The organism is Flavimobilis marinus (assembly GCF_900113055.1).
In the GTDB taxonomy this organism is placed as follows: domain Bacteria; phylum Actinomycetota; class Actinomycetes; order Actinomycetales; family Cellulomonadaceae; genus Flavimobilis; species Flavimobilis marinus.
This window is the reverse complement of record NZ_FONZ01000005.1, coordinates 76,311-99,799: the sequence shown is the minus strand read 5'-3', so window position 1 is coordinate 99,799 and position 23,489 is coordinate 76,311. Positions and strand designations below refer to the sequence as shown.

General features: G+C 71.6%; 22 protein-coding genes. 10 read left to right on the top strand and 12 right to left on the bottom strand.

Features of this window, described 5'->3' with window-relative positions; genetic code table 11:
- Positions 1-3: 3 nt before the first annotated feature.
- The 5 genes from BMZ30_RS12565 to BMZ30_RS12545 all read right to left on the bottom strand — a co-directional run bounded on the left by BMZ30_RS12565 (position 4) and on the right by BMZ30_RS12545 (position 5,493).
- A complete protein-coding gene (locus BMZ30_RS12565; protein ID WP_093379449.1) occupies positions 4-1,326 on the bottom strand; it encodes a hypothetical protein in 1,323 nt (440 codons plus the stop codon).
- Positions 1,314-2,660, bottom strand: a complete 1,347-nt coding sequence (locus tag BMZ30_RS12560) for a hypothetical protein (protein ID WP_093379447.1) — start codon at positions 2,658-2,660, stop codon at positions 1,314-1,316. Before BMZ30_RS12560 ends, BMZ30_RS12565 begins: the two co-directional genes overlap by 13 nt.
- On the bottom strand, positions 2,648-3,985 hold the full coding sequence (locus BMZ30_RS12555; protein WP_093379444.1) for a hypothetical protein: 1,338 nt from the start codon (positions 3,983-3,985) through the stop codon (positions 2,648-2,650). Before BMZ30_RS12555 ends, BMZ30_RS12560 begins: the two co-directional genes overlap by 13 nt.
- Positions 3,958-5,190, bottom strand: coding sequence for a hypothetical protein (locus BMZ30_RS12550; RefSeq protein ID WP_093379442.1), 1,233 nt, complete (start codon positions 5,188-5,190; stop codon positions 3,958-3,960). The genes BMZ30_RS12555 and BMZ30_RS12550 overlap by 28 nt, the downstream gene beginning before the upstream one ends.
- 129 nt (positions 5,191-5,319) lie before the next feature.
- Positions 5,320-5,493 carry a CsbD family protein gene (locus tag BMZ30_RS12545; RefSeq protein ID WP_093379439.1) on the bottom strand — a complete coding sequence of 58 codons (174 nt, stop codon included), beginning with the start codon at positions 5,491-5,493 and terminating at the stop codon, positions 5,320-5,322.
- 99 nt (positions 5,494-5,592) lie between these two features.
- On the opposite strand from BMZ30_RS12545, the gene BMZ30_RS12540 reads away from it, so the two are divergent.
- On the top strand, positions 5,593-6,249 hold the full coding sequence (locus BMZ30_RS12540) for a pyridoxine/pyridoxamine 5'-phosphate oxidase (RefSeq protein WP_093379437.1): 657 nt from the start codon (positions 5,593-5,595) through the stop codon (positions 6,247-6,249).
- Between the two features lie 4 nt (positions 6,250-6,253).
- Here the strand turns inward: BMZ30_RS12540 and BMZ30_RS12535 are convergent, their stop codons facing one another.
- Genes BMZ30_RS12535 through BMZ30_RS12525 form a run of 3 tightly spaced genes read right to left on the bottom strand, consistent with a single transcriptional unit; the run spans position 6,254 to position 8,899 of the window.
- A complete protein-coding gene (locus BMZ30_RS12535; protein WP_093379434.1) occupies positions 6,254-6,829 on the bottom strand; it encodes a 1-acyl-sn-glycerol-3-phosphate acyltransferase in 576 nt (191 codons plus the stop codon).
- Between the two features lie 52 nt (positions 6,830-6,881).
- Positions 6,882-7,697: a hypothetical protein gene (locus BMZ30_RS12530; protein WP_093379432.1), complete on the bottom strand. Its 816-nt coding sequence runs from the start codon at positions 7,695-7,697 to the stop codon at positions 6,882-6,884.
- Between the two features lie 29 nt (positions 7,698-7,726).
- Positions 7,727-8,899, bottom strand: a complete 1,173-nt coding sequence (locus tag BMZ30_RS12525) for an ROK family transcriptional regulator (RefSeq protein WP_093379429.1) — start codon at positions 8,897-8,899, stop codon at positions 7,727-7,729.
- Positions 8,900-9,091: 192 nt separating this feature from the next.
- Between BMZ30_RS12525 and BMZ30_RS12520 the strand changes: the two genes are divergently transcribed.
- From BMZ30_RS12520 to BMZ30_RS12495, 6 genes are all read left to right on the top strand, one after another.
- Entirely contained in the window at positions 9,092-10,576 is a 1,485-nt protein-coding gene (locus BMZ30_RS12520; protein ID WP_229828480.1) for a sugar ABC transporter ATP-binding protein, read from the top strand.
- Positions 10,573-11,652 (top strand): ABC transporter permease, encoded by a 1,080-nt coding sequence (locus BMZ30_RS12515; RefSeq protein ID WP_093379424.1) that lies wholly within the window; start codon positions 10,573-10,575, stop codon positions 11,650-11,652. The genes BMZ30_RS12520 and BMZ30_RS12515 overlap by 4 nt, the downstream gene beginning before the upstream one ends.
- A gap of 69 nt (positions 11,653-11,721) precedes the next feature.
- Positions 11,722-12,792, top strand: a complete 1,071-nt coding sequence (locus BMZ30_RS12510) for a substrate-binding domain-containing protein (RefSeq protein ID WP_093379422.1) — start codon at positions 11,722-11,724, stop codon at positions 12,790-12,792.
- Positions 12,793-12,862: 70 nt separating this feature from the next.
- A complete protein-coding gene (locus BMZ30_RS12505) occupies positions 12,863-14,017 on the top strand; it encodes a Gfo/Idh/MocA family protein (RefSeq protein ID WP_093379626.1) in 1,155 nt (384 codons plus the stop codon).
- 1 nt (position 14,018) lies between these two features.
- On the top strand, positions 14,019-15,023 hold the full coding sequence (locus BMZ30_RS12500) for a sugar phosphate isomerase/epimerase family protein (RefSeq protein WP_093379419.1): 1,005 nt from the start codon (positions 14,019-14,021) through the stop codon (positions 15,021-15,023).
- 26 nt (positions 15,024-15,049) lie between these two features.
- On the top strand, positions 15,050-15,412 hold the full coding sequence (locus BMZ30_RS12495) for a cupin domain-containing protein (RefSeq protein ID WP_093379417.1): 363 nt from the start codon (positions 15,050-15,052) through the stop codon (positions 15,410-15,412).
- Between the two features lie 63 nt (positions 15,413-15,475).
- Here BMZ30_RS12495 and BMZ30_RS12490 read toward each other — a convergent pair whose 3' ends face one another.
- Both BMZ30_RS12490 and BMZ30_RS12485 read right to left on the bottom strand, forming a co-directional pair.
- Positions 15,476-18,055, bottom strand: coding sequence for an MMPL family transporter (locus tag BMZ30_RS12490; protein ID WP_093379414.1), 2,580 nt, complete (start codon positions 18,053-18,055; stop codon positions 15,476-15,478).
- Positions 18,056-18,100: 45 nt separating this feature from the next.
- Positions 18,101-18,763: a TetR/AcrR family transcriptional regulator gene (locus BMZ30_RS12485; RefSeq protein WP_093379413.1), complete on the bottom strand. Its 663-nt coding sequence runs from the start codon at positions 18,761-18,763 to the stop codon at positions 18,101-18,103.
- Positions 18,764-18,869: 106 nt separating this feature from the next.
- Between BMZ30_RS12485 and BMZ30_RS13815 the strand changes: the two genes are divergently transcribed.
- Positions 18,870-19,415: a hypothetical protein gene (locus BMZ30_RS13815; protein WP_093379410.1), complete on the top strand. Its 546-nt coding sequence runs from the start codon at positions 18,870-18,872 to the stop codon at positions 19,413-19,415.
- Positions 19,412-19,948, top strand: coding sequence for a GrpB family protein (locus tag BMZ30_RS13810; protein ID WP_177191373.1), 537 nt, complete (start codon positions 19,412-19,414; stop codon positions 19,946-19,948). The genes BMZ30_RS13815 and BMZ30_RS13810 overlap by 4 nt, the downstream gene beginning before the upstream one ends.
- Before the next feature lie 55 nt (positions 19,949-20,003).
- On the opposite strand, the gene BMZ30_RS12470 is transcribed toward BMZ30_RS13810, so the two are convergent.
- Positions 20,004-20,213 (bottom strand): hypothetical protein, encoded by a 210-nt coding sequence (locus tag BMZ30_RS12470; RefSeq protein WP_093379408.1) that lies wholly within the window; start codon positions 20,211-20,213, stop codon positions 20,004-20,006.
- Between the two features lie 121 nt (positions 20,214-20,334).
- Here BMZ30_RS12470 and BMZ30_RS12465 point away from each other — a divergent pair, with 121 nt between their 5' ends.
- Positions 20,335-20,793, top strand: coding sequence for a DUF4825 domain-containing protein (locus BMZ30_RS12465; protein ID WP_093379405.1), 459 nt, complete (start codon positions 20,335-20,337; stop codon positions 20,791-20,793).
- 3 nt (positions 20,794-20,796) lie between these two features.
- Here BMZ30_RS12465 and dnaB read toward each other — a convergent pair whose 3' ends face one another.
- The gene (dnaB, locus tag BMZ30_RS12460) at positions 20,797-23,256 is read right to left on the bottom strand and encodes a replicative DNA helicase (RefSeq protein ID WP_177191372.1); all 2,460 of its coding nucleotides are present in this window, start codon (positions 23,254-23,256) and stop codon (positions 20,797-20,799) included.
- Between the last annotated feature and the right edge of the window lie 233 nt (positions 23,257-23,489).

Here is a 23,489-nt window from a genome sequence, read left to right as displayed (position 1 = left end):
GGGTCAGCCCGTCCAGCGGGCGTAGGTCATCGCCGGCGCGAACGACGTCGCCTCGGCCCACCCGAGCATGTCCGTGCTGTTCAGCCAGACGCCGTGCAGGAGCCCCGGCAGGCGCCACACGACGCCGGCCTCGGGGTCCATGACCAGGTAGGCCGTGCCGCCCTCGGTGACGGCGCCGTCCGCCCACGCCGCGAGCCGCGATCCCCCCATGGCCGGACCGGCCCAGTAGTCCACAGTGTTCTGGACGAGCGCGCGACCGACGGCGATCGCGCGACGCTCGTCCGGGTGCACGGCGACAACGGCCTCCTGGGACGAGAGCAGCAGCCACGGCCCGACCGCGCCGTCGAGGTTCATCCCGCCGCCCTCGAGGTCGACCGGAAGCTCCAGCACCGGGTCCCCGCCGACCCGGACGACCCGCGTCCCGGCACCGCCGCGGTACTCGAGGGTGAACACCGCGTCGGTGGTGGCCACAGGCGTACCCATACCCACGCCCTCGAGCCGTGTGTCGCCGCCGGACAGGTCTCGCGAGACGATCGCCGACGGCGACCCGGTGCCGTCCGATGCCAGCGCGATCACGAAGAACACCCGATCGCCGACGACGACGGGCGCGGGATCGGCCCACCTGGCCTCGTCGCCGGAGGCGGCATCCTCGTGGACGCTCGTCCAGTCCTCGCCGACCTCCGCGACGACCGACACCCGTCCGGCCTCGTCGGCGGCGAGCACCCTCCAGTCCCCGCTCGATCCGTCCTCCGACCAGTACGTCTCGCTCCACGCGGCGCCCCGCTCGCCCACCGCGACCATGCCCGTTGAGAGGCCGGACTCATCGTCGGTGTGGGGCTCGACGCCCGACATGTCGAAGGGCCGGAACTCCTGGTCGCTCCCGACCTCCATGAGCCCGAGCGCCTGCTGGAACCCGTCCCCGCTCACGTAGGTGTCGTTGCGCACCACGAACGCGCCGTCCGCCATCGCGCCGAACGGCCAGGCGAACTCCGGGAACGCGTCGAGCATCCTCGTGAAGTGCTCCCCGTCCACGGCCGGGACGATGTCGTCGTGCTCGACCACCGCGGGCACCACCTCAGAGCCGTCCGCCCAGCGCAGGCCGAGGTCGCGGACAGCGGCCGCGCGCACCTCGCCCGGGGGCGGCGTCCACAGCGGGACGCGCGTCTGCTCGGGTGCCGGGCGGGGAACGGGTGGAGCGTCTGCGCTCCGGGTGACGACGGGCGGGCGCGCGTTCCCCGTGCAGCCCGAGAGCAGCAGCGCGCCGACGACGAGGAGGGCACCAGCGATCCGGGCGGTCCGGTCGGCGCGGGCCGTCACGGCTGCCACCGGACGTACCGCACGCCCTGGGACGCCCCGGTGGCCTCCATCCACCCGAGCATCCCGCGCGAGCTCAGGACGACGCCGTGCAGCAGGGACGGCAGCGCCCAGACGGTCGCGGCGTCGGGATCCATGACGTAGTAGATCCCGCCGTCCTCCTCGTACGGGTCGTCCGACCAGACCGCGACGTCAGACCCGCCCATCGCCGGCCCCGAGCCCGACCAGTCGGGGTCTGACGACGTCGCGCGTCCGATCGCGACGACCCTGCGCTCCTCGGGATGCACCGCGACCACCGCGTCGCTCGCGGACAGGAGCAGCCAGTCCCCCACGGTGCCGTCGAGCGACAACGGCGACGACGACGGCACGAGCAGCACCGGGTCGCCGCCCACGCGCAGGATCGATGTCGTGAGAGCGCCATCGACCAGAGCGGACTCACCGCGCGCGTACACGGCGTCCGTCGTGGCAACCGGGTTCCACACCCCTTCCGCCTCGACCCGCGTGTCCCCTCCGGCCAGATCGCGAGAGACGAGCACCGTGCTGACGTCGCCGCTGGTCGCCGCATCGTCCACGGGGATAAGGAAGTACACGCGGCCCCCGGCCACGATCGGCGTCGGCGCTGAGCCCACGTACTGTGGGCCGTCGAGCGCGTGATCATGGACCGCATGCCAGTCCTCCTCCGAGGAGGCCACCAGGGTCACGACTCCGGCGTCGTCGGCCGCCAGCACCTGCCACCCGGCTGCCGAGGAGCTGATGTCCCCCGAGGCGAGCTCGAGGGTCCAGACCGCCGTCTGCCCCTCGACCGAGACCTCGCTCGCCAGGTAGAACACTGAGGTGTCGTCCTGACTGACGCCGGATATGTCGAACTCGCGGAACGGCTCGTCGCCCTTCGGGCCCACGACCCCCATCGCCTCCGATACCCACTCACCGTCGTCGTTCGTGACAATCTCGCCGCGCACGACCATGGACCCGTCCGCGAGGACCGCCAAGGGCCAGGCCGTGGGCATGGCGTGGGACGCGAACGGGCGGAAGTGCTCGCCCTCGACCGCAGGCACGACCTCCGCAGGCGCGACCACCTCGGGCTCGACGGGCGTGCCGTCCGGCCACCGCAGGCCCAGCCGTTGCACGGCCTGCTCCCTGGCCTCCGTCGGGTCCGGCGTCCACACCGGCACGCGGGTCTGCTCGGGCGTGGGGGCGGGGACGGGCGTGGCGTCGGCTGTCCGGGTGACGACCGGTGGGCGGGCGTCGCCCGTGCAACCCGCGAGCAGGAGCACGCCGACGACGAGGACCGTCCCCGCGCGGCGGGTCACGGACTCTCTGGTCGCGCGCCCGGTCACGACCGCCACCGGACGTAGCGCACACTCCGGCCGGGCCCGCCTGACTCCATCCAGCCAAGGATCCCGTGCGAGTTCACCACGACGTCGTCCAGGAGCGAGGGCAGCCCCCAGACCGCTGCGGCGTCGGGGTCCAGGACGAAGTGGGTACTGCCGTGCTTCGCGTACGGGTCATCGGACCACACGACGAGGTCCGAGCCCCCGCTGGCATGTCCCGCGCCGGGCGACTCTGGGTCCGTGGGTGTCGACCGCCCCACCCCGACGACCCTCCGGTCCGTCGGGTGCACCGCGAGCACCGCCTCGGGCGAGGAGAGGACCAACCACTCGCCCGCGGCTCCGTCCAGCACCATCGGCGAGGCGGCGGGCAGGAGCAGCACCGGGTCACCGTCGACCCGACGGATCTCCGTCATGCCGTCCCCGGCTCCGTCCGCGGACTCGCCGCGCACGTAGACGGCGTCCGACGTCGCGACCGGGTCCCACACCCCGACCTCCTCCACCCGCGTGTCTCCGTCGACGAGGCCACGGGACACGAGCATCCACCCGTACCCGCTGCTCATGGCTGCGTCGTCGAGGGGGATCGAGAGGTACACCCGCCCGCCGAGCGCGATCGGCGCAGGCCCCCCGTTGATGTAGCTCGGGCCGCCGAGGGCGTGCTCGTGGACCGCGCCCCAGTCTTCGGCAGAGGACGCCACGACCGACACAGCCCCGTCCTCGTCCGCCGTCAGCACCTGCCACCCGATCGCACCGTCGTCGGCCTCGAACTCCATCGTCCAGACGGACCTCTGGCCGTCGACTGCGACCGTGCCCGCGAGGGTCGAGGTCGACTCGGAGCCCGGAACCACGCCGGCCATGTCGAAGGGGCGGTACGGCTCTTCCACCTGGGGGCCGACGAGCCCCATCGTGTCCCTCCAGCGCTCTCCGTCCTCGGTCGCGATCTGCTCGCCGCGGACCACCATGGATCCGTCGCCCAGGACCGCCAGCGGCCACGTCGTGGACGGCACGGGGGACGCGAACGGCAGGAAGTCCTCACCCTCGACCGCGCGCACGACCGCGGCGGGCGCCACCACCTCGATCTCGACGGGCGTGCCGTCCGGCCAGCTCAGCTCGAGGGCACGCACGGTCTGCTCGCTGGCAACGGTCGGACCCGGCGTCCACATCGGCACGCGGGTGTGCTCGGGCTCGGGGGCAGGGAGGGGCGTGGCGTCGGCGGACCGGGTGTCGACCGGTGGGCGGGCGTCGCCCGTGCAACCCGCGAGCAGCAGCACGACGACGAGCCCGCCGGCCGTGATCGCCGTGCGCCGGCCGGTGCTCACGGTGCCGCCGCCGTACGCTGCCACCGGACGAGCGTCGCGTTCGCCGAACCGCTCCCGTCCGCCGTGGCGCCGTCCTCCTCCCACGAGCGCAGGACGACGAGGTCACCGCCGAGCGCCTGTGCGAAGCCCAGGAGACCCGTGAGCCGGACGACCCGCTTCGAGCGCAGGTCGACGACCACGCTGGGCACCTGGACGTCCGACCGCTCGCCGAAGAACGTCCACGCCACGAGGTCGTCGCCGATGCTGACGGAGCTGACCTGCGCGGACTCGGCCACCGGGAGCGCGTACGCCTCCCGCGCGGTCGGGTCCAGCACGACGGCGTGCGTGCCGGTGTCGAGCGCGAGCCAGCGCCCGTGTGCGGCGACGGTGTGCGCAGCCGTCTGGGCCTCGAGGACCGGCTCGACGACGCCGTCCGGCTGCACGGCGCTGATCGTCGTCGCCTCGTCCTCGCGGCCCTGAGCGACGTAGAGGCCCGTCTCGGTCGCCGCCGTCCAGTCGACGTCCTCGACGTCGACCCGGTGGTCCGATCCGTCGGGCAGGCGCGAGACCAGCGTCCCGGGCGTGTAGGAGCCGTCCCCCGGGGACCCTGCTCCCGGGACGATGAAGTAGACGCGCCCGTCGTGCAGCGTGGGCTGCGGCTCGGGGCCGATCTGGTCGGCGCCGTCGAACTCGTCGCTGGTCGCCACGACCGCGGCCACGCCGGCGTCCGTGGCCGTGAGGACGCGCCACTGGGTCTCGTGCAGGGAGGTGGTGTCCGTCCACGCGACCGCGTCCTCGGCCACGTCGACGTCGACGATCGACGTCGCGGAGCCGCCCGAGCTGCCGACGGCGGTGAACGGGTCCATGGTGCCTCCCGCGCGGATCCTGCCCAGGAGATCGGACTCGAGGATGGTCATCGAGCCCATGTTCACCGCGCCGACCTGGCGGACGATCAGCGTGTCGTCGGCCCGCGCCCGCACCGGGTCAAGGTCGACGACGGTGGTCTCGCGGGCGAAGTCGGTGTCGGTGTCCACGTCGCGGGCTGGACCGAGCTCCCCGACGAGGACGGGCGCGCCGTCAGCCCAGGTCAGGCCGAGCGACGTCGGCTGGTCGGCAGCGACCGCCGGCGCAGGACGGCTGGTCGCGGGCGCTCCCCCAGCCGGCGTCAGCGTCGAGTCGCCGCCCGTGCACCCGGACAGCAGGAGCGCCGCCGCGAGCGCACCTCCGACGGCACTGTGTCCCCTGGTCATCGCCCTGCCCCCTGTCTCACCCGCGCACGCGAGCGAGACCACTGTGCCAGAGCGCGCCCTGCGCTGACCAGAGACGAAAGGTGCCCGCCCCGGAAGATCTCCGGGGCGGGCACCGTCGTTGCGAAGAGGTCAGCCCTTGAAGGCGTCCTTCACGTTCTCGCCGGCCTGCTTGAGCGAGGCCGAGGACTGGTCCTTGTGACCCTCGGCCTCGAGGCGCTCGTTGTCGGTCGCCTTGCCGGCGCCCTCCTTGCCCTTGCCGGTCAGGTTCTGGGCAGCGTTCTTGATCTTGTCGTCGAGACCCATGAGGTCCTCCTTCGATCGGTGTGCTTCGACCGTACGACGGCCCCCCGGCGTGCGCATCCGGAACGCTGCGCCGACCTGGAGCCTGGATAGGGTGGGGACGTGGCCCCGACTCTGCGCGAGACACTCCGAGCCCTGCCGGTCCTGCCGCGAGACGGGCTTCCCGTGCTCGATCCCGATGCGGCTCCTCCTACGCCGCACGCACTGTTCCGCAGATGGCTCACCGAGGCGATCCACGCGGAAGTCCCGGCACCCCACGCCGCGACGCTCGCCACGGCCGACGACGCCGGGAACCCGAGTGCTCGCGTGCTGATCCTCAAGGACGTCGACGACGCCGGATGGTGGTTCGCCACGCGCCGGTCGTCGCCCAAGGCGAGCGAGCTCGCCGCCACCGGGGCGGCCGCGATGACCTTCTTCTGGCCGAGCCTCGGTCGCCAGGTCCGTGTCGCAGGCCCGGTGACGGCTGCCGACCCCACCGTGAGCGCCGCGGACTTCCGTGCGCGGTCGGACTTCTCGCGAGCGGGCGCGATGACCGGCCCGCCGACCACGGCGGTCGCGAGCGTGGACGTGGTGCGCGAGGAGCTGGCGGCAGCGCTCGTACAGGTGCGCGCAGATCCTGACCTCGTCAGCGCCGACTGGGGCGCCTACGTCCTGCAGCCGCGTTACGTCGAGATGTGGCAGGCCGCGGACGGCGGGTCCGTCCGCCTGCGCTACACCCAGGAGGGAGCGACGTGGCGTCGCGCGATCCTGCGCCCGTGAGACTTCAGCGATCTTCCTCGCGCAGGCGGGGCTCGGTGCGCTTGTTGGGGTGGTAGCCGGACTTGTCGGCGTAGAAGGCGCGGACCGTGTCCATGTCTGTGCGCACGTCGCCGGTCGGCACGAACGTCAGCCCGAGACCGGACGTCTTGGTCGTCCGGTCGACGAAGCCGAGCGTGATCGGCAGACCGGCCTCGACCGCGATTCGCAGGAAGCCGGACTTCCAGTACTCGCCCTTCGCGCGAGTGCCCTCGGGGGTGACCACCAGCGAGAAGCTCTCGCCCTGCTTCACGCGCGCGACGACGTCGTCCACGATCCCGGCGGGGTTGCGCCGGTCGACGGGGATGCCTCCGAGCGCGCGCATGAGCGGGCCGAAGGGACGCTTGAACAGCGTGTGCTTGCCCAGGTACTTCGCACTGAGCTCGAGGTCCCAGAGGATCCCCAGCATGAAGATGAAGTCCCAGTTGGACGTGTGCGGCGCTCCGATGAGGATGCGGATCGAGTCGTCCGGCAACGGCTGCGAGACGTGCTTCCACCCGGACAGTGCCCAGCCGGCACGAGCGATGCTGCGTCGGATCCTCATGGCGTCCGAGAGTACGCGATCCCCCGCGCCGTGCCGTCCGCGACGTCCCCGGTCAGTCGACCTCGGGTCGCGGGATCTCGACGGGCTCGCCCCAGTCGCGGAACGTCTGGGTTGTCGTCGTCGTGAAGCCCATGAACGTGCCGGTCGCCACGGTCTCGATGCCGAGGAAGTCCGGGTCGACCACGATGCGGTACGAGCTCATGGTGACGCCCATGGCGTCGAACGGCGCGGTGCACTCGTAGGCGATCGCGTTGCCGGCGTCGGCATGGGTGATCAGGCCCGACGACTCCCACTCCGGGCACGCCCCGATCACGGCCGCGGACGCCCGCGGGTCGCTGAAGGCCCGCAGGACGCCGAGCCCGTCGGCGAGCAGGTCGCCCATCGCGCCGTCACCCTCGCGGTGCCACTGCCCTTCGATGTTCATCCACGCGGTGTCGTCCACGACGACGAACGTGAGCGCCGGTGCGCGGTTCACGATGGCCAGCTCAGGGGTGTACTCGAACTCGACCTCGGTCGGTGGTTCCCCGTCGTCGGCTACCACCGTCATCTTGCCGCTGCCCGCAGCGACCATCGCCGTCACGATGCACTCGCCGAGCGCATCGCCAGCCGCGATCTCCCGTGGCCCCGTGGGTACACCGGTGCAGGTCGCAGCCGACCCTCCCGCGCCAGGGGCGTCCCCGTCAGCATCGTCGCGGGTCTCCGTCGCGGCGGCGGTGGACTCAGGCGCGCCGTCGGTCGGTGTGGGCGCCGCGCTGCTGACTGGGGCGGTCGGGGCAGAGACGGCACCGTCCGGTGCGTCGCCGCCCGAGCAGCCCGCGAGCAGGAGGGCGCCGACCAGTGCGAGAGATGTCCGGGTTGCCAGGTTCACGCCCTCACCGTAGCGAACCGGTGGAGCGTCTAGGCCAACCCTTCCAGCACGTCGCTCGAGAACACGTGGTCGATCACCATGGCGCTCGCGCCGAGGATCCCGGCGCGGCCCGTCGTCTGGCTCGTGACGATGCGCAGGTGCTGCGTCGCCAGCGGGAGCGACCGGCCGTAGACGACCTCGCGGATCCCCGCGAGGAGCTGGTCACCGAGTGCGGCGAGGCTGCCGCCGACGACGATGACGGACGGGTTGAGCATGCTCACGCAGGCGGCGAGCACCTTGCCGAGCGAGCGACCGGCCTCCCGGACGGCGCGCGACGCCGCGGCGTCCCCCGAGCGCACCAGCGCGACGACGTCGTCGACCGAGGACACCTGCTCCTCACCCCCGGAAAGCTGCGCCGCGATCGCCCCACCACCCGCCACGGCCTCGAGGCAGCCGAGGTTGCCGCAGCGACAGACGACGTCCTCGCACCCCGGGACCGCGATGTGGCCGAGGTCGCCCGCGGCCCCCTGGGCACCGCGCCGGATCGCGCCGTCGCTGATCACGCCCGCGCCGACACCGGTGGCGACCTTGACGAACAGCAGGTGGTCGACGTCGCGGTAGCGCGCGCTGTGCTCGCCGAGCGCCATCAGGTTGACGTCGTTGTCCACCAGGACCACCCCGCAGCCGAGCAGGGCCGCCAGCCCCCCGGCGACGTCGTAGCCGTCCCAGCCCGGCATGATCGGGGGATTCACGGGCCGTCCCGTCGTGTGGTCGACCGGGCCTGGGAGCCCCACGCCCACGCCGACCAGCCGTCCGGACGCGTCGGGCGTCTCCGCCAGAAGCCGGCGGGCGATCGCGGCGACCCGGTCGAGCACCACCTCCGGCCCGTCCGCGATCGAGATCGTCTCGAGGTGCTCGACCAGCACGGTGCAGGCGAGGTCGGTCACGGCCACCCGCGCATGCGTCGCACCGAGGTCGATCGCGACGACGGTGCGGGAGGCGGGGTTGAACGCGAACGTCGCCGGAGGCCGCCCGCCGGTCGACGACGCCTCGCCGGTCGGGCTGACGAGCCCGAGCGCGAGGAGCTCGTCGACGCGGCCGGCGACGGTGGACCGCGACTGGCCGGTGACCTGCGCGAGCTCCGCGCGGGTGCGGGGCCGGCCGTCCCGGAGGAGCTGCAGGGTGTCGCCGAGGCCACCGGACCGCTGGGCAAGCTGTGACATGCAGCAAGTCAAGCACAGATGCGCACAAGTCCCTCACGGTCGAGTAACTACCTTGCGACTTTTGCTTGACTCCCGGCAGAAGGCGGCTAGGTTGTCTGCATGGTCAACGATGACAACAGCGGGCATCCCTCGCGTATCGCCCCCTCGGAGCGGGGAGGCGCGGACCCCTCGGCCGATCGCCCGCTCCTCGAGATGCGCGGGATCGTCAAGTCCTTCTCGGGGGTCCGTGCGCTCGACGGCGTCGACCTCGACGTCCGGGCCGGGGAGGTGCACTGCCTGCTCGGCCAGAACGGGGCAGGGAAATCGACCCTGATCAAGGTGCTCGCGGGCGCTCACCACCCTGACGCAGGCACCGTCACCTGGCAGGGCCGCAAGGCTTCGCTGGCATCCCCGGTCGCCGCCCTCGCCACCGGCGTCGCCACGATGTACCAGGAGCTTGACGTCGTCGACGGGCTCACGGTCGCCGAGAACGTCTTCCTCGGCCACGAGCTCGCCGCGGGAGGCGTGACGCGTCGCCGTGAGGCCCGCGCCCGGACGCAGGAGATCCTCGACCGCCTCGGCCACGGAGACATCCCGACCAACCGCGACGTCGGGCGCATGTCGGCCGCCGGCAAGCAGATCGTCAGCATGGCGCGCGCCCTCTCGCACGACGCCAGGCTCATCGTCATGGACGAACCCTCCGCCGTCCTCGACTCCGAGGAGGTCGCCAACCTCTTCCGGGTCGTGCGCGAGCTCACCTCGGCCGGCGTCGCGGTGCTCTACATCTCGCACCGGCTCGAGGAGATCCGTCAGATCGGCGACCGCATCACCGTTCTCAAGGACGGGCGCACCGTCGCGAGCGGGCTGCCCGCAGCCACGACACCCACCGCCGACCTGATCCGCCTCATGACCGGGCGCACCGTGGAGCAGGTGTTCCCGCCCCGCCGCGCGGTGCCCGCGAGCGCGGAGACGCTGCTCGAGGTCGAGGGGCTCGGCCTGAAGGGCGTGTTCACCGACGTCTCGTTCTCCGTCCACGCCGGCGAGGTCGTCGGCCTCGCCGGGCTCGTCGGCTCCGGCCGGTCCGAGATCCTCGAGACGATCTACGGGGCGCGCCGCGCGACGGCGGGCACGGTGAAGGTCGCCGGGCAGCAGCTGCGCCCGGGCTCCGTCGCCGCGGCCGTGCGCCGCGGCATCGGCCTGGCCCCCGAGGAGCGCAAGAGCCAGGGCCTGCTGCTCGACGAGGCCGTCTACCGCAACGTCACGCTCTCGACCTTCAGCCGCTTCGCTCGCGGGCCCTGGCTCAACGAGACCGCCGAGCGCGCCGCAGCCCGTGACCAGATCACGGCGCTCGAGCTGCGTCCCGCGGACCCGGACCGGCCGGCACGCACGCTCTCCGGCGGGAACCAGCAGAAGATCATGCTCGCGCGCTGGCTCGTGCACGGCTGCCGGGTGCTGCTTCTCGACGAACCGACCCGCGGCGTCGACGTCGGCGCCCGGGCCGAGATCTACCAGCTGATCCACGCCCTCGCCCAGGCGGGCAACGCCGTCGTCGTCGTCTCGAGCGAGATCGACGAGGTCCTCGGGCTCTCCGACCGGGTCCTCGTGATCGACGACGGCCGAGTCCTGCACAGCGGGCCCGCAGACCAGATCGACGAGCACCGCGTGCTCGACCTCGTCATGGAAGGAAGTGCCGCGTGAGCGAGCAGATCCCCCCCTCGCTGGCCACGGCCGGCAGCGTCCCACCCGACCCGGACGCACCCGCCCCGCTCGAGCGCACCGGCAAGGACGCCGCCCCGCCGACCGGGGGCTATCGCCGCCTGCTGGGCGGCGGGGCGGGCCGCAACATCGGGCTCGTCGTCGCGCTCGCGCTCCTGTGCGTCGTCGGCGTCGCGACCTCGGGCGAGCGGTTCGCCAGCATCGACAACGTCATGGCGATCCTCCGGCTCGCGGCCGTCCTGGGCGTGCTGAGCGTCGGCATGACCTTCGTCATCACCGGCGGCGGGATCGACCTGTCGGTCGGCTCCGTGCTCGGCCTCGCGTCGGTCTGGGCGACGACCCTCGCCACCCAGACCATGGCCGAGGACACGCACTGGAGCGTGATGGTGCTGACCGCGCTCGCTGTCGGGACGGTGTGCGGCCTGATCAGCGGGGTGCTCATCGCCTACGGCAAGGTCGTGGCGTTCATCGCGACCCTGGCGATGATGGTCGCGGCCCGCGGCCTGGCCGAGATCATCGCCAACCGACGCACCCAGATCGTCGAGGTCAACGCGTTCAAGGACGTCTTCCAGGCCGAGGTGCTCGGCATCTCCGCGAGCGTCTGGATCTTCATCCTGGTCGCGATCGCCGGGTGGTTCCTGCTCAACCGCACGACGTTCGGGCGCCGCACCGTCGCCGTCGGCGGGAACCCCGAGGCCGCGAGGCTCGCGGGCATCAAGGTGCAGCGCCACACCATGTACCTGTACGCCCTGTCGGGCTGCGCCGCCGGCATCGCCGCCGTGATGATGCTCGCCCGCACCAACTCCGGCTCGTCCACCAACGGCATGCTCTACGAGCTCGACGCGATCGCGGCCGTCGTCGTCGGCGGCACCCTCCTCGCCGGCGGACGCGGCACCATCGTCGGCACCGTCCTCGGCGTCCTGATCTTCACGACGCTGACGAACATCTTCATCCAGAACAACCTCTCGATCTCGGCCCAGCAGGTCGCCAAGGGCGTGATCATCGTCGTCGCCGTCCTGCTCCAGCAACAGCTTGCCGCGCGATCACGCCGGACCTGACCCCGGCCCCAGCCCTTCACAGCCAGCCCACCCCTGAGCCGCTCGGCTCGTCGTTCAAAGGAGAACGCCATGTCCGCACGTCCTACCTCTCGCCGCTGGTTCGCCACGGCCGGTGCCCTCGCCGCGAGCGCACTCTTGCTCGGCGCCTGCACGTCCAACACGGCACCGGAAGACGACACGACCGCCGCCGGCACGTCGACGAGCACCGGAACCTCCGGGGCCGGCGGCGCGAACGACGAGACCGGCGAGACCGTCGTCATCGGCTTCTCCGCTCCCGCGGCCGACCACGGCTGGATGGGCGCGATCACCGCGGCGGCCTCGGCCGAGGCCGACAAGTACGAGGACGTCGACCTGCGCGTCGCCGAGGGCACGAACGACGTCAACGTGCAGATCAGCCAGATCGAGCAGTTCATCAGCGACGGCGTGGACGCGATCGTGCTCCTGCCCTTCGACGGGGCCGCCCTGACCCAGGTCGCCATCAAGGCGATGGAGGCCGGCATCCCCGTGGTCAACGTCGACCGCGAGTTCTCCAGCCCGTTCGCCGCACGCACCACCGTCCTCGGCGACAACTACGGCATGGGGGTCTCCGCCGGCACCTACATCTGCTCCGAGCTCGGGGGCGAGTCCGGCGCCGTCGTCGCGGAGATCGCCGGGATCGACTCCCTGCCCCTCACCCAGGACCGCAGCCAGGGCTTCGCCGACGCGCTGGCCGACTGCGGCCTGAGCGTCACCAACCGCGTGGCCGCCGAGTTCACCGTCCAGAGCGGCCAGGCCGCCGCCGCGAACCTGCTGCAGGCGGCTCCGGAGATCGACGCGCTGTGGAACCACGACGACGACCAGGGCGTCGGCGTCATGGCCGCCATCGAGGAGGCCGGGCGCGACGAGTTCATCATGGTCGGCGGCGCCGGGTCGCGGAACGTCATGGAGGAGATCCAGGCCGGCGACTCCGTGCTCAAGGCGACGGTCGTCTACCCGTCCACCCAGGCTGCGGACGGCATCCGCCTCGCGCGACTGCTCGTGCAGGACAAGGCCATGACCGACCTCGTCGAGGTCGAGGTGCCCCGGACGATCCAGCTGTTCGCCCCGGTCGTCACGGCCGAGAACGTCGAGCAGTACCTGCCCACCGCGTTCGACTCCTGAGGACGGCGCCGTGCAGCACACAGACGACGACCCCGTGACGGGTCCCGAGCGCGCCACCCTGGGGGTGGGGATGGTCGGCTACGCCTTCATGGGCGCCGCCCACTCCCAGGGGTGGCGGGTCGCTCCCCGATTCTTCGACCTCCCCCTCGACCCCCGCATGGTCGCGGTGGCCGGGCGCACCGCGTCGGGTGTACGCGAGGCGGCTGCCCGGCTCGGGTGGCAGGACTCCACGACCGACTGGCGCACGTTGCTCACCCGGGACGACGTCGACCTCGTGGACGTCTGCACCCCCGGCAACACTCACGCCGAGATCGCCATCGCGGCGCTGGAGGCCGGCAAGCACGTCCTGTGCGAGAAGCCGCTGGCCAACAGCGTCGCGGAGGCCGAGGCGATGGCGGCCGCGGCCAAGCGCGCGGCAGCCTCGGGCGTGCACGCGATGGTGGGCTTCACGTATCGACGCGTGCCCGCGATCGCGCTCGCTCGGCAGCTCGTCGCGGAAGGGCGCATCGGCACCGTGCGGCACGTGCGGGCGCAGTACCTGCAGGACTGGATCGCCGACGCCGACGCCCCGCTGTCCTGGCGGCTCGACAAGGCGCAGGCCGGGTCGGGCGCGCTGGGGGACATCGGCGCCCACGTGGTCGACCTCGCCCAGCACCTCACCGGGGAGCTGATCACGGGGGTGAGCGGGATGCTGGAGACCTTCGTCGACGAGCGTCCGGTCGCCGCGGCCTCGTCGGGGCTCCACGCCACCGCCGGGACCGAGCGAGGTCCGGTGACCGTCGACGACGCCGCGATCTTCACGGCCCGCCTGTCAGGCGGGGGGCTCGCCTCCTTCGAGGCGACGCGCTTCGCCTGGGGACGCAAGAACGCCCTGCGCATCGAGATCAACGGTTCGCTCGGGTCCCTCGCGTTCGACTTCGAGGACATGAACGTCCTCCACTTCTACGACGCGCGGGACGACGCCCGGGTGGCCGGCTTCCGGCGGATCATCGTCACCGAGCCCGGGCATCCGTACGTCGGGGCGTGGTGGCCCGCGGGTCACGGGCTCGGGTACGAGCACGGGTTCGTGCACCAGGTCGTCGACCTGGTCCGCGCGCTCGGGGAGAACCGGGCGCCCGAGCCGACCTTCGCCGACGGCCTGCAGGTCCAGCGGGTGCTGGCCGCCGTCGAGGACAGCGCCGCCCACAGCAGCACCTGGACACCGATTCAGACCGGAGGACGTTGACATGGCACGACCGATCACGCTGTTCACGGGCCAGTGGGCCGACCTTCCCTTCGAGGAGGTCGCGCGCCTCGCGTCGGGCTGGGGCTACGACGGCCTCGAGATCGCCTGCTGGGGCGACCACCTGGACCCCTGGCGCGGCGCCGAGGACGACGCCTACATCCAGTCCAAGCGCGACGTGCTGGAGAAGTACGGCCTCAAGGTCTACGCGATCTCGAACCACCTCAAGGGCCAGGCCGTGTGCGACGACCCGATCGACCAGCGCCACCGGGACATGCTGCCTGACGCGATCTGGGGCGACGGTGACCCGGAGGGCGTGCGGCAGCGCGCGGCGGAGGAGATGAAGCTGACCGCCCGGACGGCGGCCCGCCTGGGCGTCGACACGGTGGTCGGCTTCACGGGATCGTCGATCTGGAAGTACGTCGCGATGTTCCCGCCGGTCTCCGAGGAGCTCATCGAGGCGGGGTACCGGGACTTCGCCGACCGGTGGAACCCGATCCTCGACGTGTTCGACGAGGTCGGGGTGAGGTTCGCCCACGAGGTGCACCCGAGCGAGATCGCCTACGACTACTGGACGACGGTGCGGACGATGGAGGCGATCGGGCACCGCGAAGCCTTCGGGCTGAACTGGGACCCGAGCCACTTCGTGTGGCAGGACCTCGACCCGGTCGGGTTCATGTGGGACTTCAAGGACCGGATCTACCACGTGGACTGCAAGGACGCGAAGCGCCGCGTGGGCAACGGTCGCAATGGGCGCCTGGGCTCGCACCTGCCCTGGGCCGACCCGCGGCGCGGCTGGGACTTCGTCTCCACCGGGCACGGCGACGTCCCGTGGGAGGACTCCTTCCGGATGCTCAACACGATCGGTTACACCGGGCCGATCTCCGTCGAGTGGGAGGACGCGGGGATGGACCGCCTCGTCGGCGCACCGGAGGCGCTCGAGTTCGTCAAGCGACTCGCGTTCGACCCGCCCTCGGCGGCCTTCGACGCGGCGTTCAGCACCCGCTGAGCCGTCGTCGGTGGCACGATCGCCCCATGCGTATCGTCTCCCTGCCCCGCCTCGACATCACAGGTTTCGGCAGCACCGGCGTCGCCATGGACTTCCTGCCCGCCCTCGGGGCCGCCGACGGCGCTCGCGTGCACGTCGCGCACCTCGCGGCGGGCGGGACCATCGGCCGGCACCCGGCGCCCGTCCGTCAGGTGTTCGCCGTCGTCGAGGGCGAGTGCCGCGTGGCGTCCGGGGACGAAGCACCACGGCTCGCGACCGCGGGTCAGGCCGTCGTCTGGGAGCCCGGCGAGGACCACCAGACCTGGGCCGTCACCGACGTCGTCGCCGTGATCGTCGAGACGCCGGGAGACGTGCTCCTCGACGAGCACTTCACCGACGTCGAGGCGTAGCGGTCCCGGACGACGACGGCCCTCCCGCGAGTCACGAGAGGGCCGTCGTGGCGTCAGGCCGGGTCAGCGCGTGGGAGCCGCGCTCGCCTCGTCGAGCTCGACGTGCGGGTGGCTGCGCTCGAGCTTGGCGCCCTCCACGTCGACGTCGGGCAGGAGCTTGTCGAGCCACCGGGGCAGCCACCACGCCTTGTCGCCAGCGAGGTGCATGAGCGCCGGGATCAGGAGCATGCGGACCACGAACGCGTCGACGAGGACGCCGAACGCCAGGGCGAAGCCGATGGGCCGGATCATCGCGCTGTGCGAGAAGACGAACCCGCCGAACACGGAGATCATGATGATCGCCGCCGCGGTGACGACCGAGCGTCCCGCGTGGAAGCCCTGCACGACGGCGAGCCGAGCGGGGGCGCCGTGGGCGTACGCCTCACGCATGCCGGACCCGAGGAACAGCATGTAGTCCATCGCGAGCCCGAACAGCACGCCCACGAGGATCGTCGGCAGGAAGCTCAGCACCGGGCCGGGCGACTCCACGCCGAACAGGGTCGAGAGCCAGCCCCACTGGTAGATCGCCACGACGCCGCCGAGGGCCGCGAAGTACGACAGGATGAAGCCGAGCGTCGCCACGACGGGCACGAAGATCGACCGGAACACGATGATCAGGATGATCAACGACAGGCCGACGACGACCGCGAGGTACAGCGGGAGGGCGTTCGCCAGCTTCTCCGAGACGTCGATGTTGCCGCTCGCCGAGCCCGCGACGCCGAGGTCACCCTCGACACCCTCGGGCGAGAGGTCGCGCAGCGTGTGCACAAGCTCCTCGGTGGACTCGCTCGTCGGGCCCTCGGCCGGCACCACCTGGAAGGCCGTGACCGTGCGGTCCTCGGACGCGCCGATCGGGGCGACCGCGACGACGTCGTCCTGCTCGAACAGCTCCTGGGCGACGCTCAGCTGCGCCTGGGCGAGCTCTTCCTCGCTCGGCGAGCCCGGGAGGTCGGCGACGACGACGAGGGTGCCGTTCTGGCCCTCGCCGAACTTCTCGGAGATGGTCGTGTAGGCCTGGTACTGGCTCGACTCGCGCGGCTCCGACGAGCCGTCGGGCAGGTTGAGACGCAGGTCCAGGGCGGGCACCGCGACCACGAGCAGGCCGACGACGCCGACGACGAGCCGGACCACGGCGGACGACGTCTTCATGGGCGTGAGGGCCGTCTGGGCCGCGCGCTCCTGGGCCTGAGCCTCGGGCCCACGGTTCGCGCGCTCCTTGCCGCTCAGGATGCGCATGCCGATCAGGCCGAGCAGCGCGGGGGTCAGCGTCACGGCCACGAGCACCGCCACGGCCACGCTCGCGGCGCCGACCGTTCCCATGAGGCCCAGGAACGGGATGCCGGTGACGTTGAGCGCGAGCAGCGCAATGATGACCGTCGCGCCGGCGAACACGACCGCGTTGCCGGAGGTGCCGTTCGCGAGGCCGATGGACTCGTCGACGTCGAAGCCCGCCTTCAGCTGGCGGCGGTGGCGGTTCACGATGAACAGGGCGTAGTCGATGCCGACCGCGAGGCCGAGCATGAGTCCGAGCACCGGCGTCACCGAGATCATCTCGATCGTGCCCGAGAGCGACAGCGCACCGAGGGCAGCGACGCCGACCCCGACCAGCGCCGTGATGATCGGCAGCCCCGCACCGATCAGGGTGCCCAGCATGACGACGAGGACGATCGCGGCGACCACGAGGCCCACGGCCTCCGCGGCACCGAAGATCGCCGGGATACCCTGCGTGATCTCGCTCGAGAAGGTGACGTCGACGCCCTCGACCTGCTCGGTCTCGAAGAGCTCGACCACGGCGTCCTTGGTCTCCTGCGGGACGTCCATGAGCGAGTCGTCGAACAGGATCGTCGCGACGGCGGTCGTCCCGTCCTCGGAGACCAGGCGGATCTCGGCGGCCATCTCGAGCAGCGGCGCCCCCATCTCGAGCTGCGCCGCCTGGGTCTCGAGCTCAGCGGCCTGCGTCTCGAGCTCGTCCGCGCCCGCCTCGAGCTCAGCGGCCTGCGCGTCGATCTGGGCGAGGCCCTGGTCGAGCGCCTCCTGCTGGGCATCGAGCTCCGGCTTCATCGCCTCCGCCATCCCCGCGGCCTCGGCCTGGGCGCGGGCGGCGTCGAGCTGCTCCTGCCCGGCCTCAGCCTCGGCGCGGGCGTCCGCCAGCTGTGCGCGGCCCTCCTCGAGCTCCGCGCGGGCGGCCTCGATCTGCTCGCGCCCCTCGGCGATCTGGGTGCGTCCGTCGGCGATGGCCTGGGCCTGCGCCGCTCGCTCCGCCTCGGTCGCGAAGGGGTCGACGACCTCTGCGACGCCGTCGAGCTCGCTCGCCTGGGCGATGACCTCCGCGAGCGCCTGCCGCTGAGGGTCGTCGAGCGCGGCGTCGTCGCTCGTGCTGAACACGATGCGGCCGGTGCCGCCCGAGGCCGCCGGCAGCTCGCCCGCGAGACGGTCCGAGACCTCCTGGGTCGGCGTGCCCGGGATCGTGATGCTGCTCGACATCGTGCCCGCGCCGAACGCATAGGCGACGCCGACGAGGACCATCACCGCGAGCCAGGCGGCGAGCACGGTCTTGGCGCGGTACGCGGCGCCGCGACCGAGGCGGTACAGGAGTTCAGCCATGGAGGTGTCCTTGGTGAGTACGGGTGGAGGGGTCGTGCGCTCGATTCACCGCGCCGCGCGCAGCGTGGTGACGTACCCGCTGCTCGTGGCGTCGATGAGGTGGTCGAGGAGTCGGTGCCACACGAGGCGGGAGTCGGGGGTGTCGACGGCTCCGGTGGTCTCGGTCCAGTCTCGGTAGATCACGGCCAGCCCGCTCATCAGGGCGCTGACGAGCAGCCGGACGTCCAGCGGATCGTTCTCGGGGTGGTACCGCAGCAGCTCGGTGACCATGCGTTCGGCGACGTCGCCGAGGGCCTGCAGCAGGAGGACGGCACGCCGGGGCGAGATGTCCCCGCGGGCGCCGCCGAGCACGCGCGTCAGGTAGGACATGGGCCCGACGAGGTCGGTGTCGCGCAGCGCAGCGGCGACGGCGTCGATCAGGAGCGCCGGGTCCGCGCTGGTGTCGACCGTGCAGCTCGTGGCGCGAGCCTCGAGCGACTCCACGATGGTGCCGAGGACGCCGCCGCACACCGCGGCGATCACGTCGTCGACGCCAGCGAAGTGGTTGAAGATCGTCCGGCGTGAGACGTCCGCGCGCGCGGCGAGCTCGTCGACCGTGAAGTCCGTGCCGTCCGCCTCCGCGATCAGGGCCGCCGCGGCGTCCACGATCGCCTGCCGGTGCCGCTCCTTGAGGGCGGCACGCCGGTCGGGCGCGCGGTCGGTGGTCACCTGGCGACACTAAGTGCAAGGTTGCACGGAGTGCAACTGAATGCGGGCGTGCCTTCCGTCACTCGCACCCTTGTGCCGCTCGCCCGCGAACGGGACACTGCCAGACATGACTGCGACGACCGACCGGCACGGCGCCCCTGCGGACGCGAAGGCCACCCGGTCGCTGCGTCGGCGGGGCTCCTCGATCGCCTTGGCGGGCGGCGTGGTCGCTGCGCTCCTGGCCGGCCTCTGGTGGCACACCCACCCGAACGTCTTCCCCGGCCCCGGCAACAGCTTCGAGGCCCGGCCGGACGACCAGACCCCGATGTACGTCGGCGTGGCCTACCCGCCAGACGGCGCTGCCACACGGGTGCGGGTGCTCGACGCGGAGCCGCGGGCCGAGATCTTCGGCGAGGCGACCGCCGAGGTCTGGGCGTGCACCGGCGGAACGATCGGCGTCGTCGGCGAGGACTCCCCGGAGGCGGCAGCGTGCGTGCCCCTCGGCGAGGGCGCGGAGTCCTGGGACCAGCTGGTCGTCCGCGTCGCACCCGAGGAGCCGGGAGCCGTGGTCGTGCTCGACGGCATCGACGTCACCTACTCGACCGGCCAGCAACGAGGCACCCAGCACACCGGGAAGGGCGGGGTCATCGTCTACCCCGCCGAAGCATCGTGACGGGAGAGCCGCGCTCCGCCAACGACGGGGCACCAGGCAACGTTGTGGCGCTCGTCGATGCTCGCCCCGACGACTGGGCGCACCGCTTCACCGCCCTCGCCCTGCGGGTCCGCTCGGCGCTCGGGGCCGACGTGTCGATCGAGCACATCGGCTCCACGGCAGTCCCGGAGCTCCCGGCCAAGGACGTCGTGGACGCGCTCGTGGGCGTTCCACTCACGAAGATCGACTCGGCGGGGCAGACCCTGGCGGCAGCAGGCTTCGTCGTCGAGGGGCGCCGGGACGGGCACGTGTGGCTCTCTCAGCATCGGGAGGGACGCCGCGAGAGCATCGTGCACGTCGTCGAGGCGCACGGCCGACGGTGGGAGCGTCGGTTGGCCTTCCGGGACCTGCTCCGCCGCGATCCGGAGGCACGCAGGGAGTACCTGGCGGCCAAGCGCGCGGCAGCCGAGTCGCACTCGTCCTGGGACGCCTACGGGACCGCGAAGGCAGACGCGGTCCAGCGCCTGCTCGCGCCGGCGGAGACCTCGCAGTAGTACTGCACGCCGTGGCCGTGCCGTAGTGCTCCCAAGATCGGGGCGCGGGCGAGGGTCAGTCCAGATACCCCGTGGCAGGGTTGATCCCCGCGAGGAAGTCGCTGATGGCTGCGCGCAGATCGGCGTCGTCGATGACGGAGCCGTCGGAGCGCGCCATCGCAAAGCCGTAGTCGTTCGGCCCCGTGAGCCAACGGCAGTTGTACTGACCGGGCAGTGCCGGGTCTGTGGTGACCTCGAACGTCTCGCCGTCGACGACCAGCTTCATCGCTCGAGCCTATCGAGTCGGCCAAGATCGCCCTTGTGGGAGACTCGCCCAAGATTCTCAGCGCAGCCCGCCGAGATGCCAACATCTGGGTCGGGCAGGACCGGATGACTAGGAGCTCACCATGAAGCGACGACTCGCTGCCCTCCCGCTCGTCGCCATGATCTTGCTCACGGGATGTACCGAGACAGAGCCCCGACCCGAGCCGACGACCCGAGCCGAGTCGCTGTGGTCCGCGCGGACCCCCTACGTGGGCGACAGCTCGAAGGTTGCGTCCCTCGTGAGAGAGGTCCAGCCGGAGGACGCCGGCGCCTACACCATCGTTCTGCAGACCACGAGCGAGCCCTACGGTCTGACGATCGAGATGACGGAGGCCGACGATCTTGCCGAGCAGACTGCGCTCACCGAACAGGCGACGCTCCTGCTCGGCCTGGTCGAGAACCTCGACGAGGTGTCGATCGCTGCCGTGGACGACACCTACACCGTGACCCGCGCTGACGCCTCGGCGGGCCTGGGCTTCGACGTCAAGGAGCTCGGCCGCGAGCGGGAAACGCTCACGACGTACCTCGGAGAGAGCGGCTGAACCTCACGCCTGCATGTCGACGAAGCGCGAGTAGTGCCCCTGGAACGCCACGGTGATGGTGTCGGTGGGTCCGTTACGGTGCTTGGCGACGATGAGGTCGGCCTCGCCCGCGCGCGGCGACTCCTTCTCGTAGGCGTCCTCGCGGTGCAGCAGGATCACCATGTCGGCGTCCTGTTCAATAGAGCCCGATTCGCGAAGGTCGCTCATCGCCGGACGCTTGTCGGTGCGCTGCTCCGGGCCACGGTTCAGCTGCGAGATCGCGATGACGGGGACCTCGAGCTCCTTGGCGAGGAGCTTCAGGGCGCGGGAGAACTCCGAGACCTCTTGCTGGCGCGACTCGACGCGCTTGCCCGACGTCATCAGCTGGAGGTAGTCGATCACGACCAGCTTGAGGTCGTGGCGCTGCTTGAGACGCCGGCACTTGGCGCGGATCTCCATGAGCGACATGTTGGGGGAGTCGTCGATGAACAGCGGCGCCTCGGAGATCTTGCCCATGGTGCCGGCGAGCTTGTTCCAGTCGTCCTCGCCCATCGCGCCCGTGCGGAGCTTCTGCAGCGGGATGCGCGCCTCGGCTGACAACAGACGCATCGTGATCTCGTTGCGGCCCATCTCGAGCGAGAACACGACGGACGTCATGTTGTGCTTGATCGAGGCGGAACGGACGATGTCGATCCCGAGCGTGGAGTTGTGCGTGGGCACCATCGCGGTGCTCGCCAGGTAGAGGTGGCTGGGGTGCGCGATCTCGACGCACCGGACGGGCACCGAGGCGACGGGCCGCACGTCGACGATGAAGCGCTGGCGCAGGCGCGCCGTCGACGGGCGACGGCGCGCCTTGTGCGCCAGCAACTTGCGCTCGAGCGCGAAGACGTCGTCGTCCGTCGTGAAACTCACCGTGAACGCGGTCGAGGAGCTCACCGTCCGCCCGCGCACCGTGCGCTCGGACCAGCCCGTGCGGTAGCCGAGGCTGTGGACCAGCTCGCGGAAGCCCAGTGCGAGCCGTCGGTTCGTCACCGTGAACTGCGGGCTGCCCGTCGGGTTCACCGTGCCATCGGTGTCGAGCAGGCCCGCCAACAGCTCCCGGCGCTGGGTCTCGCTCGCCCGCAGGTACGACTGCGGGATGTGCTTGTCCCCGAACACCCCCAACGATCGGAGGATGCCAGCGACGGTCCCCCGAGCGTTGTGGCACTCCTGGCACCCCGTTCCGCAGACCTCGCACGACCGCTGCGCTGGCCCCGCCTCTTTGGGCAGCTGCATCGCGTAGAGGCGTGCCGCGCCCGTCATCTGATAGGTCTCCCGGACCGCGAGACCCAGGCCCTCGAGGCGCATGGCGATCTCAGGGTCCGCGGAGGTGAAGCGAGCGGATCGCGAGTGTCCGTCCCCGAGCCAGACGCCGAGCGCGTAGGGATGCAGCGGCAGGTCCGCGTCCGGCAGCCGGATCGCGCGACCCGTGGCGACCGCATGGTTGGCACGCGCGTCGGCCGTCTGGCAACGCACGGTCCCGGCGATCTCCTGGGTGGTGCGAATCTCGCCACTCGGTTCAGGCGCGCGCCGGTCAGCACGTGTCGTCGTCAACCACTCGTGCTGGGCGTCCGCGACGATCACAGTGCCGTCGTCGAACTCGATCTCGTAGCACGGACGATCCATCATGACGTCGGTCGCGCGCACGACCGTCGTCGGGGTGCCATCAGCCGCGACGAGCTGGTCGCCGACCCGCACCTCGCCCATGCTCGTCCAGCCGGTCGGCGTCACGAGCGGAGTGTCCAGCGCCAACGCCTTGCCGATGGCCGGCCTCGCCGCCAGGACGATCATCTGTCCCGGGTGCAGGCCGTTGGTCAAGCGGTCGAGGTCCGCGAATCCCGTGGGGACGCCGATCATGCCTTCGCCGCGGTGCCCGGCGGCCTCGATCTCGTCGACCGTGCCGCCGATGATCTCGCCCAGGACGGCGTAGTCCTCGGACGTGCGGGTCTCGGTGACCGCGTAGACCTCGGCCTGGGCGTTGTTGACGATGTCGTCGACGTCGCCGCCGTCGGTCGCGTAGCCGAGCTGCACGATCCGGGTGCCGGCCTCGACGAGGCGCCGCAGCACCGCGCGCTCACGGACGATGCGCGCGTAGTAGCCGGCGTTCGCGGCCGTGGGCACCATCGAGATGAGCTCGTGGATGTACGGGGCTCCGCCCACGCGGCCGATCTCGCCGCGCTTGGTGAGCTCCGCGAGGACCGTGATCGCGTCCGCGGGCTCGCCGCGGCCATAGAGGTCGAGGATCGCGTCGTAGATCAGCTCGTGCGAGGGACGGTAGAAGTCCGTGCCGCGCAGCTGCTCGATGACGTCGGCGATGGCGTCCTTCGAGATGAGCATGCCGCCCAGCACGCTCTGCTCCGCGGCGACGTCCTGCGGCGGGGTGCGATCGAACGCAGGCCCGCGCGAGGGGCCTGGACTGTAGGACTCGAGCTCCTCGACGGACACCGCGCGACTCCCTCTTCTCGTGCGCCAGGTGCGCCCATGTCTACCTCGTGCCTGTGACACGATGCCTCCGGCTGCCCGCAGGCTATGCCCACACCGCCCGCCGATCACAACCCGCCCTCCACCGGGGTTATCCACAGAGGTTGTCCCACTTGTGGGAATCGCAGGTGGGACTGCACACAGACTGTGGACACAGCCGTGGACAACCGTGGAGACGATTCCCACACTCACGGGTT

Excerpts from the sequence above, each read along its gene's own strand:
- BMZ30_RS12550 (WP_093379442.1), bottom strand. The coding sequence starts at position 5,190 with ATGACCAGGGGACACAGTGCCGTCGGAGGTGCGCTCGCGGCGGCGCTC.
- BMZ30_RS12545 (WP_093379439.1), bottom strand. The coding sequence starts at position 5,493 with ATGGGTCTCGACGACAAGATCAAGAACGCTGCCCAGAACCTGACCGGC.
- BMZ30_RS12535 (WP_093379434.1), bottom strand. The coding sequence starts at position 6,829 with ATGAGGATCCGACGCAGCATCGCTCGTGCCGGCTGGGCACTGTCCGGG.
- BMZ30_RS12525 (WP_093379429.1), bottom strand. The coding sequence starts at position 8,899 with ATGTCACAGCTTGCCCAGCGGTCCGGTGGCCTCGGCGACACCCTGCAG.
- BMZ30_RS12520 (WP_229828480.1), top strand. The coding sequence starts at position 9,092 with ATGCGCGGGATCGTCAAGTCCTTCTCGGGGGTCCGTGCGCTCGACGGC.
- BMZ30_RS12510 (WP_093379422.1), top strand. The coding sequence starts at position 11,722 with ATGTCCGCACGTCCTACCTCTCGCCGCTGGTTCGCCACGGCCGGTGCC.
- BMZ30_RS12505 (WP_093379626.1), top strand. The coding sequence starts at position 12,863 with ATGGTCGGCTACGCCTTCATGGGCGCCGCCCACTCCCAGGGGTGGCGG.
- BMZ30_RS12500 (WP_093379419.1), top strand. The coding sequence starts at position 14,019 with ATGGCACGACCGATCACGCTGTTCACGGGCCAGTGGGCCGACCTTCCC.
- BMZ30_RS12495 (WP_093379417.1), top strand. The coding sequence starts at position 15,050 with ATGCGTATCGTCTCCCTGCCCCGCCTCGACATCACAGGTTTCGGCAGC.
- BMZ30_RS12490 (WP_093379414.1), bottom strand. The coding sequence starts at position 18,055 with ATGGCTGAACTCCTGTACCGCCTCGGTCGCGGCGCCGCGTACCGCGCC.
- BMZ30_RS13815 (WP_093379410.1), top strand. The coding sequence starts at position 18,870 with ATGACTGCGACGACCGACCGGCACGGCGCCCCTGCGGACGCGAAGGCC.
- BMZ30_RS12470 (WP_093379408.1), bottom strand. The coding sequence starts at position 20,213 with ATGAAGCTGGTCGTCGACGGCGAGACGTTCGAGGTCACCACAGACCCG.
- BMZ30_RS12465 (WP_093379405.1), top strand. The coding sequence starts at position 20,335 with ATGAAGCGACGACTCGCTGCCCTCCCGCTCGTCGCCATGATCTTGCTC.